Below are 11635 nucleotides of genomic sequence, written 5' to 3'. Positions count from 1 at the left end.
GAATGACAGTCATGGTTTTTAGAGCTGACCGGGTGCTGGCTGTTTTACGGCAGAAGCGCGAGGCTTTTGCTACTTTCGATCGAGGGCTTTCAGAGCGCCGAGAGTGGTACCGCCAGGCGATGGAGAAATTATGCCAGTGGTCAAGCGCAAAGATTGCTGAAAGAGTAGCTCGATTGGCTTTCCCAGGTGCCTTGCCTACTCAGGAATGGGATCTTTACTCCAGCTGGACAGTCCCTTTTAAGCAAAAGTGGAATAGCTATGAAGAAAGCTATGAATGGGCAAGACCAGTTATTAAAAACATCCCTACCTTTGCAGTAGATGGATCCCAAATCTACCCCAGCAAAGATTTGTCAATACCGGTAGCCCTAGTGCAGATTGGCTGGTATGAGAACTATCACTGCGACCAGGGCCTATACCAAAAGGATATTCAGGTCGATGTGCTAACGCCAAGAGATTTGGAAGCGGGAAGTAGCGGCGAGCCCAAAGAGAGTATCGTCAACAGGCGCCGCTTTCAGATGGAAACAGAAAAAGTTGCCGAATATATTTGGCAATCTCGACCTGGATCCCAAAAACTAGCCTTCTTGGATGGGGTATTGGTGGCCACTTTTGCTGAAACTCTTGATGCTAAGAGTCAAGACTTCTATGTGGAGTGCTTGTTACAGGTACTGCGAGCTAGTGAGCAAAACCGGATCCCTGTTGTAGCTTACATTGACACTACGTACAGCTCGGATTTGGTAACACTGCTAAGGCACTGCTTTGATCTTCCTGAAGCTCCCTACCTACACGATGCGCAGCTCCTTAGCTCCTGGTTAGAGTGGGGAGACCGAACCCCTTTCTTTGTCTGTGCCTGCAGTGGCGTTCTCAATCCTCAAGAGGGGATCCTCAGCCGCTATCAGGAAATGCAAAGGCGAGTGGGGTTTGTTTACCTACGCACCACTAGCGAGAACTTTCCAGCTCGACTAGAGATTCCCGTTTGGGTTTACGAGGCAGGCCTGTTGGACTGGCTGGTAGATTTGGTACGCTGTGAGGTAATTATTGGCCGAGGCTACCCGTATGTACTGGAGACGGCAGATCAGGTGGCCGTTATCCGCAATGAAGATCGCAACCTTTTCTTGCGCCTAATGCAGGAGTGGGCCAGCCGCGAGAAGCTTAACCTCCGGCTATCGCGGAAAACCCTTAGCAAGCTGCAGCGGAGACGGATCTGATGAGACTGGGCAAGGTGGTTCGCTCCAACAGTCACTGCGACTACGTGGTACAGGTGGATGATGCTCTAGAGGTCAAAAACCCTCCCTCCCCTGAAGACTATGGCTTTGGCAGCTTTGTCAAGCTGGAAAGCAACCAACGGCACTGGGCTGTGGGCTTAGTTTACAACAGTCAAATTTTAAACCCCATGTTTCCTAACGCTGGGCCCCGTCTTTCCAGCCAGCCGGATCCTTATTTCTCTCCTGATTTGCAAAATGAGGTGCGTACATTACTTTCGGTAATCCTCATAGGAGCTTTGGACGAAGAAAGGGGTTGTGGCTGGCAAGGGATCCCGCGCGTAGTGGTGCCTGTCAACACGCCTGTCTTTCGCATGAGCCAGGAGGAAATTCTACGCTTTCATCTCAACCCTCAAGGCCAAACCCAATTTTCGTACTATGGACTGCTCTTAAGCAGCGGTGGTAATTTTGCCAACCACCTTGTCTATCAAGTCTTAAACGATATCATACCTATGTTTTCTGACCCCGCCCAGCGACGAGCTCTGCAAATTTTAAGCAAGGAACTGGCTTGGAAAATAACCGTAGGAGCTATACGCCGATGAACCAAAAAACTCTGGACACTTCCAATGGCCGCCCTAGAGAAAGCCCCTCTTTCCCGGCGGAGGATACTCCGGAGGTGATCGGCACCGTCAAAGGCCCTGGCGAGACCTCCAACCAATATGTGTTTATTACCTCCAATACCCAAGCGGTAAAGGTGGGCGATTTTGTCTATTACGAGGTGCGAGATTCTCAGTCCCAACCTCTAAAGATCTTGGGTAAAATTAGACAGGTTCAGCTTTTGGATCACATCCCCGACCGCATCTTTGCCGACACGGAGATCGATCCCAGCACCATTGTGGCCCTAGTTGGCTTTACCCATCCCAACCCGGAGATCTACGCTGTAACCGTCGAAGTCATCGGCTATTTCGATCGGGCTATGGGCTTTATTAACCCCCGCCGCTCCCCGGAGCCGGGCGCTAAGGTCTTTTTGGCTTCCAATCAGCTTTTGAAATCCGTCTTGAACAAGCGGGAGGAAACAGCAGTTGGGGGGGCCCATTTGGGCAGCCTGCTGCTGCGCGAGGAAGGAGCAGTTCCTGTGGTCCTGGATGTCAAAGAAATGGTCAGCACTCATCTAGCCATTTTGGCGGGAACTGGCTCCGGCAAATCCTACACAGCAGCAGTTTTGGTGGAAGAGCTAATGTTGCCTAAAAACCGCGCTGCTGTCCTGATTTTTGACCCGCATGGAGAATACCACACTCTAGCGGAAATGCAGTCTCATCCCAAGTTTGTAGGGGAAGATGGCTACAGACCTAGGGTCAAGGTTCTTTCTCCTCAGGAAATTAAGATTCGGGTGTCTTCTCTCAAATTTTTTGACATCCTTGCTCTGCTTCCAGAGACCACCGAGCGACAGAAATCTTTTCTGGAGAAAGCCTTCCGCAAGGTTACTCAGTTTGACCCGCTGCACTGGACAATTCAGGATCTGATCGAGGCCGTTAACGAAGCAGACTCCAGAGAAGACGGATCCCAAGGATCCTCGGCCCCTGCTTTGGAGTGGAAGCTGGAACAAATTGCTCGCTCCCCTTACTTTAGTAACGTAGAGCACCTGGCTCCTAGGGATTTATTTGAGCCGGGTCAAGTAACCATTCTCCAGATGCACGAAATCAGCCAAGAAGAACAGCAAGTTATCGCCGCTGCTATTTTGCGCCAGGCTAACCATGCCCGCATCAACACCGAAAAGGGCAAAATTCAGCCAGGAGATGAGAACTACCTGCCTTATCCTGTTTTCATTTTGCTAGAGGAAGCGCATCGCTTTGCTCCTGCGCATGAGCCCTCCCGCTGCAAACAAGTGTTGCGCACTATTCTTAGCGAAGGACGCAAGTTTGGGCTGGGGGTAGGGCTGATCACGCAACGACCCGGTAAGCTAGATTCAGATATCCTTTCGCAGTGCATGAGCCAGTTTTTGATGCGAATTGTCAACCCTGCCGATCAGGAAAACTTGCGCCATAGCGTCGAGGCTGCTGGCCGGGATCTCCTCCAAGAACTACCCGCTTTAAGTAGAGGGCAGGTGATCGTCTCTGGCGTATGCGTCAATACCCCTGTCTTGTGCAAGGTGCGGCAGCGCTACACTCGGCATGGAGGCGACACCCTCGATGTCCTTAGCCACTGGCAGGGTTACTTCCGAAAGCACCGCCAACAGGAGCGCCTCGCTCACTCTGCCCCCCTCAAGCCGCGTCCTCAACCCCAAGTGGTGGATGGATTGAGCATCGACTAGTTTTGGGGCAAGCAGGATGAGGAAACAAATTTTTTTGCAAGGGTGGCTGGGCATCACCGCTGCCTTTTTGCTAGAAGCGGGGCCTGCCTATGCCCAGTTGCGGCTAATCCCTGACGCGGCGCGGCGGGTGTATGAGGCCCTGCCGGATCTGCCGCTGGAAAACACCTACACTCCCATTAACCCCAATGACAGCGGCCCCCGGCCTGAAGAAGATACCTTGGTGCGCCGGATGATGCTCTATCACCTGCAGGTGGCTGGGCGTTCCCCCACTGATCGCTTTGATTGGCAACTGACACTAGCTGACTATTGCGATGCCAACGAGCTAATGGTTGCCCAACAGTACCCTGGGGCTAACCGTCTTACAGTCAACCCCTACACTCGGGACAAAGCCGTTGTGCAATCTTTGAGCCGCCAGCAACGTCAAGCCCTGCTGCGGGCCCTTGTGCTGGCCTTTGGCGGGGATCCCGATCCCAAGCCTCTGTACATTCCTCCCGACTTGAAGGCTGCCCCTGCCCTTCCCACTCCAGATCCCATGAAACCCTTGCTACTGCCGGGGAGGGGAGGGGCCGACTTGCTGAGGCCGCTCTGAAAGACTTATACAACCCCGGGCAAAAGCAGACTTTCGCTCGGGGTTGAGGCTTTCTTCCTGCTTCAGCGACCCATGGCTAGTGGCAGAGTCCACCCCTACCACCCCGCCAGAGGGATCTCCACAGGCGTGACTTCCCCGCAAGCTGCAGGTAGTTGCTCCTTGCCCCCATAAGGCCCACCGGCTAAAGACGGAGCCAACTTTAGCCTAGGCAAAATGCCTACCAGAAAAGATGTACTTGCAAGACTACTAGCTCAGCCCATCTACGTCAAGGCAGAAGGTTGGTTATGCCACAAAGTGGCCAATTGTCCGGTGAATCAAGGACTAGAGGAGAACCCTAGCGGACTCCATGTTACAAGCTGTCTCGCTGCTACTTACTCCAGAATGCGCTTTCCAGTGTAGTTTTCAATGCAGCGCAGAAACAGCTCCACGCCGAGGCTGAGGGCAGCCTCATCAAAATCAAAGCGGGGGTGGTGGTGAGGATAGTCCAGCCCCTTGGCAGGGTTGGCAGATCCCAGGAAGAAGTAGCAGCCAGGAACCTCGTTGAAGAAAAACGAGACGTCCTCACCCCCCATGGTCATCTCGGGGAGGATGGCGGCCTCTGGGCCGAATACCTGCCGGGCAGCTTGTTCCACGAGGGCTGTTAGCCTGGGATCGTTTTCAACTGCTGGATAGCCCCGCTCGTACTGAAACTTGTAGGTGGCTCCGTGAGCCTGGCAAATGCCGGCCACGATTTCTTCTATGCGCTTTGCAATTAGCTCCCGCACCTCTAGTTGAAAGCTGCGCACAGTGCCCCAAATCTCAGCCCTAGGGGCAATGACATTGAAAGTGTCGCCAGCGCGGAACCGGCCTACTGTTACCACGGCTGGCTGCAGCGGATCCACATTGCGGGAGACGATGGTTTGCAAAGCGCTCACGATGTGGGCTCCCACCACAATGGCATCCACCGTCTGCTGGGGAAGGGCAGCATGGCCACCTCGCCCAATGACCTTGATGTGAAAGCGATCGGCAAAGGCCATCAAGGGGCCGCTTTTGACGCCAATGGTGCCCAGCGGACGGTTATTCCACAGATGGAGAGCTAGGAGGGCTTCTACATCCGGGTTCTTCAGCACCCCCGCTTCTACCATTGGCTTGGCGCCACCGGGGCCCTCCTCGGCGGGCTGAAAGATGACCTTGACAGTACCTCTGAGGCGGTGGCGGTGCTGCTGTAGCAGCTTAGCCGTGCCTAGGGCGATAGCCATATGGCCGTCATGGCCACAGGCGTGCATGACGTTGGGGACAGTGGAACGGTACTCCACCTCATTAGCTTCGTGGATGGGCAGGGCGTCCATGTCGGCCCGCAGTGCTAAGACCGGCCCTGGCTCTTCTCCTGTAATGGTGGCTACAATGCCAGTGCCAGCAATGCCGGTTTGGTGCGGGATCCCCCAACTTCTTAGGCGCCAGCTGAGGTAGGCGGCAGTTTGCTTTTCCTGAAAGCCCAGCTCTGGGTATTTGTGCAGGTGGCGCCGCCAGGCCACCAGTTCCGGCTGGAGGGCTTGAACGGCAGGGCGCAGGGCGGGAAAGGACATAACCGGTGGGAACTAGGATGGACAGCGTCAGGGCAAGGTTCTCTCGGAGCTGCAGGCAGCTGCCTATCGGTTTACCCAGTATGGCAAAGCTAGGCCAGGAGGGGCTTTGCTCGATACCTAAGCCCATAGGAAGTTGGTTTCCGGAGGCAGATCCTGCCAGCGGCCCGGCCCCACCGCGCGCAACGCCTCTGGCAGGGAGATGGCCCCCGAGTAAAGGGCTTTGCCCAAAATGGCTCCCGCCAAGCCGGGCAAGCCGAGTAGGGCAAGCAAGTCGGTGAGCGAGCCGATCCCCCCAGAAGCGATGACAGGCAGGCGGGAAACAGCCAGGATCTGGCGCAACTGCTCCAGGTTGGGCCCAGCTAGGGTGCCATCTCGGCTGATGTCGGTGTAGATGATCCCAGCAGCTCCCTGAGCTTCCACTCGCTGCACCAGTTCAGTGGCCTGTAGAGGCGTAGTACTCAGCCAGCCGCGGGTGGCCACTTGCCCTTGGCGGGCGTCGATCCCCACCCAAATCCGACCAGGTAGGGCCTGGGTCATCGCCTCTAGGGTCTTGGGATCCTCTACAGCCACAGTGCCGACAATTACCCGATCCACTCCCAGATCCAGCAACTGCCGCGCCCGCTCCAGGGATCGGATCCCGCCTCCTACTTGGACCGGGATGGCTACCCGGCGGACAATGCGCTCGATCGTGGGGAGGTTGATCTGGTCCCCACTTTTGGCCCCGTCCAGATCTACCACGTGCAGGCGAGGAGCACCCTGGGCCGCCCACACCTCGGCCTGGTGGATGGGGTCAGCAGCCACTTGCTCGGCTTGGGCGTAATCCCCCTGGTAGAGGCGCACAGCGCGGCCCTGGAGGAGGTCAATGGCGGGGATGACCTCTAGAAAGGCGCTGCTGTAAGGCATGATGAGATCCCTTAGGGAGCTTCTCCAGTATCGCCCAGGAACAAAAAGCCTGGCGGGGCGAGCATGAACGCGCGTCAACTGGCCCTGTTGGCCTTGCAGAAGATTGAGCGACACAACGCCTACGCTGACGTCGTGCTAGAGCAGCTGTTGGCCCGCAGCCACCTGAGCCCTGCCGACTGCCACCTGGTCAGCGAGCTGGTGTACGGTGTTACCCGCCGTCGCCGCACCCTCGATGCCCTGATTGACTGCTTCGCCCGCCACCCTGCTTCCAAGCAGCCCCCCGACTTGCGGCTCATTCTCCACCTTGGCCTTTACCAACTGGCCTTTTTGGATCACATCCCGCCCAGGGCCGCCATCCACACCAGTGTGGAACTGACCCGCCAAGTGGGTCTGGGATCGCTAGCAGGGGTGGTGAACGCCATCTTGCGCGCCTACCAGCGCCAGGTGCTAGCGCAGCCGGAAAGGGATCCCCTCCAGCCCCTGCAGGAAAGGCTGCCTGCTGATCCCATTCAAGCCTTGGGGATCCGGCACAGCTTTCCCGACTGGCTGGTGCGTCTGTGGTGGGAGCGCCTAGGGCCGGCTGAAACCGAAGCCTTGTGCGCTTGGTTTAACCAGCCGCCCCATCTGGATCTGCGGGTTAACCCCCTGCGGGCAGGGATCGACAAGGTTAGCCAAGCCTTTGCAGCCGTGGGGATCCAGGCTACCCCTCTCCCCGACGTGCCAGGCGCTCTGCGGCTAGGACATTCTGCCGGCGATATTCGAGCCCTACCTGGCTTTGCCGAGGGCTGGTGGAGCGTTCAGGACGCCAGTGCTCAGCAGGTAGTGCACTGCCTGGATCCTCAGCCGGGGGAACGGGTCATTGACTGCTGTGCCGCTCCGGGGGGCAAGACCACGCACATAGCCGAGCGGATGCAGGATCGCGGCGAGATTTGGGCTTTGGATCGCCACCCCCACCGCCTGCGCCGCCTGGAGGAAAATGTGCAGCGCTTGGGCTTGAGCTCGATCCGTCCCCTGGCCATCGACCTGTTGGCCCTGAGCGCCGCTGCCCAACCCCCTGCCCCCTTGCCCCCGTGGCAAAGCGCCGATCGCGTGCTGCTGGATGCCCCTTGCTCTGGTCTAGGCACCCTGCACCGCCGTGCTGACGCTCGCTGGCGACAAACCCCCGAGCGGATTGCCGAGTTGGCCCAGTTGCAAGCTCAGCTTCTGCAAGTGGCAGGCCGTTGGCTGAAGCCGGGAGGGCTGTTGGTGTATGCCACCTGCACGCTGCACCCTGCTGAAAACGAGGGAGTCATCCAGTCTTTCCTCAAGACCCATCCCTATTGGGCGCCAGAAGGGGATCCCTTGCTCATCTGGCCTCACCGGCAAGATCGGGATGGGTTTTTTATCCAACGGCTGCGCCGCTGCGATTAGATCCTCTCTATGGCTTCTGAGCTGCTCACCAGCCCCAAAAACCCCTGGATTCGCAAGTTGCGGCAGTTGCACCGCAGCAAGGGCCGGCAGGAACAGGGCGCCTTCTTGGTAGAGGGATCCCACCTCATCGAGGAAGCCCTGCGAGTTGGCTGGCCCCTCCAAGCTCTCTGCTACACGCCCGAGTGGGCTGAGCGTCACCCTCAGTTGCTGGCCAGCCTACCCAAGGATCTGCGGCGGCAGGCCGTCAGCTTGGAGGTGATGGCGGCGCTCTCGACAACCGAGTCTCCGGAGGGAGTTGTGGCAGTGGCTGTCAGCCAGCCGATCCCCTCTCCTCCCTTGTCGGGGGTACGCCTGGGCCTTGTGGTAGAAACCCTGCAAGATCCAGGCAATTTGGGAGCTCTGATTCGCGCCGTAGCTGCCGCAGGAGCCGATGGCCTCTGGCTAAGCACAGACAGCGTTGATCCCGAAAACCCCAAAGTCCTGCGGGCTTCTGCCGGCCAGTGGTTTCGCTGCCCGCCGCGGGTTTTGCCCGACTTGGCTAGCTGGATCCAGGCCTGTCGTCGCCATGGCATCCAAGTCTTGGCTGCTACCCTCTCCCCCAGCGCCACCTGTTACTGGGATCAAGACCTCACCTGCCCCACCCTCTTTCTCCTGGGCAACGAAGGGTCGGGCTTAAGGGAAGCAACCATCCAGCAGGCCAATGCCCAAGTGCGGATCCCTATGGCCGAGGGCGTCGACTCCCTCAACGTGGCCATGGCGGGAGGACTGCTGCTCTACGAGGCTCTGCGCCAGCGGCGCTCCCAGGGAGGAACTGCTTAGCTGCTCTCCCAGAGCTCCTCCTCTGCAAAGGCTGCTTCCTCTTCCTGCTCTCCTTCTCTTACTCCCGCTGGATAGCTAGTAGAAACCGGCACTCCTGCCGAAAGTTTTTCGCGCACAGCTGCTTCTACCTCCGCCAGTAGCTGCGCGTTGTTCTTTAGGAAAAGAACCAAATTGTCTCGCCCTTGGGCAATGTTTTCTTCCTTGTAGCTATACCAAGAGCCGCGCCGCTTAAGAATGCCCATCTCCTCGGCTAGGTCAATAATGCAGCCGACGTTGGAGATCCCTTGGCCAAAAATGATGTCAAATTCCGCCCGCCGAAACGGGGGAGCGACCTTGTTCTTCACCACCTTAACCCGCGCTCGGATCCCGTATTCTTCTGCACCTTTTTTCAGAGTTTGCACGCGGCGAATATCTAGCCGTACTGAGGCATAGAACTTGAGGGCATTGCCGCCCGTGGTGGTTTCCTGGGGACCGTAGCCGACGCCACCAATTTTGGAGCGCAACTGATTGAGGAAGAGAACGATCGAGCCTGTCTTGCTAACGCTGCCCGCAATCTTGCGCAGGGCTTGGCTCATCAGGCGGGCCTGCAGCCCTAGCTGGGCATCTCCCATCTCTCCCTCCAGCTCGGCCCGAGGGACCAGCGCCGCCACTGAATCCACCACGACAATATCCACAGCCGCAGAGCGCACCAGCTGATCGACAATTTCTAGGGCAACCTCTCCCGTGTCCGGCTGGGAAATCAGCAGATTCTCGATATCCACCCCCAAGGCTGCCGCGTAGGCTGGATCCAAGGCATGCTCCGCATCGACAAAAGCAGCCGTTCCCCCTTGTTTTTGCACCTCGGCAATGGCGTGCAGGGCCAGCGAGGTTTTCCCCGACGACTCCGGCCCAAAGATTTCAATGATGCGCCCCTTGGGGTAGCCGCCGCCCAAAGCCAAATCAAGAGTAAGAGCACCACTGGGGATGGTCTCCACCCGTATCTGGGCAGCATCCCCCAGGCGCATGATTGCCCCCTTACCAAAATTCCGCTCGATCTGGCCCAGGACCTGCTCCAGCGCCTTGCGTTTCTCTGCCTTTAGCCTCTCCAAGTCGTCCCCATTGTTTACGGCAGCAGCTTTGCCTTGGGCCATAACCCGCACCCTCCCCCACTCGTGGCGGTGAGAAGTCGAGCCTGCATTCTAGCATTGCCGTTCCCTTGGCCTAGGCGGATCCCTGTTCTCTCCCTCAGCTTGCGGCTGGAGCGGGGGGGCGGGAGATGGGTAGAGTGGGCTAAAGGATCCACTCAGGAAGGCTCCTGTGTTCACGACTTTGGTCTTACAATCCCCCGGCCCACTGGTGTTCAGTTGGGGGCCCTTTAGTCTGCGCTGGTATGGCCTGCTGATTGGCCTATCCACTGTTCTGGGCCTTTTTCTAGCTCGCCACCTGGCAGAGCGGCGTGGCCTTTCCCCGGATGTCATGCCCAACCTGCTGCCGTGGCTGGTGGTGGGATCCCTGCCTCTTGCCCGCCTGTACTATGTGGCCTTTGAGTGGGAGCGCTACCGCCATGGCCCTTGGTGGAAGGTTTTGGCCCTCTGGCAGGGAGGCATGGCCATCCACGGCGCTTTGCTCGGCGGCAGTATAGCCCTCTACCTGTTTGCCCGCCAACAGCGGCTAAACTTTTGGCTGCTGGCCGACTGCATCGTTCCTTCTCTCAGCCTTGGCCAGGGGATTGGACGCTGGGGCAACTTCTTCAACAACGAGGCCTATGGAGAGGTGTTGCCTCCAGATAGTCGTCTGTGGGTGCAACTGCAGCTTCCTGACGGCTCCCGAGTCCACCCCACCTTTTTGTACGAATCCCTCTGGAACTTCAGCCTCTTCGGGATCCTGCTCTTTTTGAGCTACCGGCGCCGGCTTCCTCCCGGTACTCTCTTGGGCTTTTACCTGGTGGGGTACAGCCTTGGTCGTTTTTGGATCGAGGGCCTGCGCACCGACAGTCTTATGCTGGGATCCCTGCGGGTAGCTCAGGCAGTCAGCCTAGTCCTCATCGCGGTCGGCTTGGCTTTGATAGGGACAGCTCAAAAACGCGCTTCTAGGCAAGAGGAGGGGAGAGCGATCCCCACTCAGCCCCTCGAAAAGGAGATCTCAAATGGCGGATCTGGCGATCACCGATGAAGGGCTTTGGCAACAAGCCTCTCCTTTGGTACTGCCGTCTGCTGCTGCCACCCAATCCCTAGCAGCTCTCCTGGGGCAGACCGCCGCCTGCCTTCTCACTGCTCCAGGGCAGCAGTTTGCCCTCCCCCAAGCGGTTGGGATCGACTCTACCCCCGGCTTGGTCATTCTTCTCGCAGGCGGCCTAGGCAGCGGCAAAACCACCTTCGTGCAGGGGCTAGGGCAGGGACTGGGGATCCCTGAGCCCATCGACAGCCCCAGCTTCGTGCTGGTGCAGGAATACCGCACGGGACGGATCCCTCTCTTCCACTGCGACCTCTATCGCCTAGGGCCTACCTCTGGTGCCCATGCCAGCGAGGCAGAGCCTTTGGCTCTAGAAGATCTGGGGCTGGAAGAGCTTTGGGGCCAAGTTGGGATCACTGCCATTGAGTGGCCTCAGTACCTCCCCTACCTGCCTCCAACCTATCTCTGGCTGCAGCTAGAGCCCCATCTGCAGGCAGAGGGATCCCGCCTGCTACACGCCAAGGGCAGGGGACTCAGGACTGCCCAGCTTTGGCAGCAAGTACTTTCCCAGCTTCCTCAGCGAGGCACCAAAGGGTAAAGGCAGTTACCAGCAAAAACCCCTTATGGGTCTTGACGGTGGGGGTGAGTGTGGGATAGGGTAGCTAGTGAAGCGCTGACAAGGCCACCA

At 58.0% G+C, this 11635-nt stretch carries 11 protein-coding genes; 8 read left to right on the top strand and 3 right to left on the bottom strand.

The genetic code is table 11. The features are described from left to right. The first annotated feature begins 11 nt into the window (after positions 1-11). Genes NW833_RS05765 through NW833_RS05750 form a run of 4 tightly spaced genes read left to right on the top strand, consistent with a single transcriptional unit; the run spans position 12 to position 4099 of the window. Positions 12-1205 carry a DNA double-strand break repair nuclease NurA gene (locus NW833_RS05765; RefSeq protein ID WP_414411844.1) on the top strand — a complete coding sequence of 398 codons (1194 nt, stop codon included), beginning with the start codon at positions 12-14 and terminating at the stop codon, positions 1203-1205. After that, positions 1205-1801, top strand: coding sequence for a hypothetical protein (locus NW833_RS05760; RefSeq protein WP_414405786.1), 597 nt, complete (start codon positions 1205-1207; stop codon positions 1799-1801). Before NW833_RS05765 ends, NW833_RS05760 begins: the two co-directional genes overlap by 1 nt. Next, the gene (locus NW833_RS05755) at positions 1798-3510 is read left to right on the top strand and encodes a helicase HerA domain-containing protein (protein WP_414396639.1); all 1713 of its coding nucleotides are present in this window, start codon (positions 1798-1800) and stop codon (positions 3508-3510) included. Before NW833_RS05760 ends, NW833_RS05755 begins: the two co-directional genes overlap by 4 nt. Positions 3511-3526: 16 nt before the next feature. Then, positions 3527-4099, top strand: coding sequence for a hypothetical protein (locus NW833_RS05750; RefSeq protein ID WP_414411843.1), 573 nt, complete (start codon positions 3527-3529; stop codon positions 4097-4099). A 371-nt stretch (positions 4100-4470) separates the two neighbouring features. Here the strand turns inward: NW833_RS05750 and NW833_RS05745 are convergent, their stop codons facing one another. Together NW833_RS05745 and hisA are read right to left on the bottom strand one after the other, a co-directional pair. Further along, positions 4471-5664, bottom strand: a complete 1194-nt coding sequence (locus tag NW833_RS05745) for a M20 metallopeptidase family protein (RefSeq protein WP_414411842.1) — start codon at positions 5662-5664, stop codon at positions 4471-4473. Positions 5665-5781: 117 nt separating this feature from the next. Next, complete coding sequence (hisA, locus tag NW833_RS05740) at positions 5782-6567, bottom strand: 1-(5-phosphoribosyl)-5-[(5-phosphoribosylamino)methylideneamino]imidazole-4-carboxamide isomerase (protein WP_414396631.1); 786 nt, start codon at positions 6565-6567, stop codon at positions 5782-5784. 63 nt (positions 6568-6630) lie between these two features. Here hisA and NW833_RS05735 point away from each other — a divergent pair, with 63 nt between their 5' ends. Both NW833_RS05735 and NW833_RS05730 read left to right on the top strand, forming a co-directional pair. Then, complete coding sequence (locus NW833_RS05735; RefSeq protein WP_414411841.1) at positions 6631-7977, top strand: 16S rRNA (cytosine(967)-C(5))-methyltransferase; 1347 nt, start codon at positions 6631-6633, stop codon at positions 7975-7977. Positions 7978-7986: 9 nt separating this feature from the next. Continuing rightward, positions 7987-8796: a TrmH family RNA methyltransferase gene (locus NW833_RS05730; protein WP_414411840.1), complete on the top strand. Its 810-nt coding sequence runs from the start codon at positions 7987-7989 to the stop codon at positions 8794-8796. Here NW833_RS05730 and recA read toward each other — a convergent pair. Then, positions 8793-9926 (bottom strand): recombinase RecA, encoded by a 1134-nt coding sequence (recA, locus tag NW833_RS05725; protein WP_414411839.1) that lies wholly within the window; start codon positions 9924-9926, stop codon positions 8793-8795. The genes NW833_RS05730 and recA overlap by 4 nt on opposite strands. Before the next feature lie 166 nt (positions 9927-10092). Here recA and lgt point away from each other — a divergent pair, with 166 nt between their 5' ends. Beyond that, positions 10093-10947, top strand: coding sequence for a prolipoprotein diacylglyceryl transferase (gene lgt / locus NW833_RS05720; protein ID WP_414411838.1), 855 nt, complete (start codon positions 10093-10095; stop codon positions 10945-10947). Further along, the gene (gene tsaE, locus NW833_RS05715; protein ID WP_414411837.1) at positions 10922-11545 is read left to right on the top strand and encodes a tRNA (adenosine(37)-N6)-threonylcarbamoyltransferase complex ATPase subunit type 1 TsaE; all 624 of its coding nucleotides are present in this window, start codon (positions 10922-10924) and stop codon (positions 11543-11545) included. The genes lgt and tsaE overlap by 26 nt, the downstream gene beginning before the upstream one ends. The last annotated feature ends 90 nt before the right edge of the window (positions 11546-11635 follow it).

The sequence above is a fragment of the Synechococcus sp. O70.1 genome (genome assembly GCF_047462215.1).
GTDB lineage: Bacteria > Cyanobacteriota > Cyanobacteriia > Thermostichales > Thermostichaceae > Thermostichus.
The sequence above is the reverse complement of the archived record's forward strand: the minus strand, read 5'-3'. Positions and strand labels throughout refer to the sequence as shown.

Bases quoted from the DNA above. Each gene is read 5' to 3' on its own strand.
- NW833_RS05750 (WP_414411843.1), top strand. From the start codon at position 3,527: ATGAGGAAACAAATTTTTTTGCAAGGGTGGCTGGGCATCACCGCTGCC.
- recA (WP_414411839.1), bottom strand. From the start codon at position 9,926: ATGGCCCAAGGCAAAGCTGCTGCCGTAAACAATGGGGACGACTTGGAG.
- hisA (WP_414396631.1), bottom strand. From the start codon at position 6,567: ATGCCTTACAGCAGCGCCTTTCTAGAGGTCATCCCCGCCATTGACCTC.
- tsaE (WP_414411837.1), top strand. From the start codon at position 10,922: ATGGCGGATCTGGCGATCACCGATGAAGGGCTTTGGCAACAAGCCTCT.
- NW833_RS05755 (WP_414396639.1), top strand. From the start codon at position 1,798: ATGAACCAAAAAACTCTGGACACTTCCAATGGCCGCCCTAGAGAAAGC.
- NW833_RS05765 (WP_414411844.1), top strand. From the start codon at position 12: ATGGTTTTTAGAGCTGACCGGGTGCTGGCTGTTTTACGGCAGAAGCGC.
- NW833_RS05760 (WP_414405786.1), top strand. From the start codon at position 1,205: ATGAGACTGGGCAAGGTGGTTCGCTCCAACAGTCACTGCGACTACGTG.
- NW833_RS05730 (WP_414411840.1), top strand. From the start codon at position 7,987: ATGGCTTCTGAGCTGCTCACCAGCCCCAAAAACCCCTGGATTCGCAAG.
- NW833_RS05745 (WP_414411842.1), bottom strand. From the start codon at position 5,664: ATGTCCTTTCCCGCCCTGCGCCCTGCCGTTCAAGCCCTCCAGCCGGAA.
- NW833_RS05735 (WP_414411841.1), top strand. From the start codon at position 6,631: ATGAACGCGCGTCAACTGGCCCTGTTGGCCTTGCAGAAGATTGAGCGA.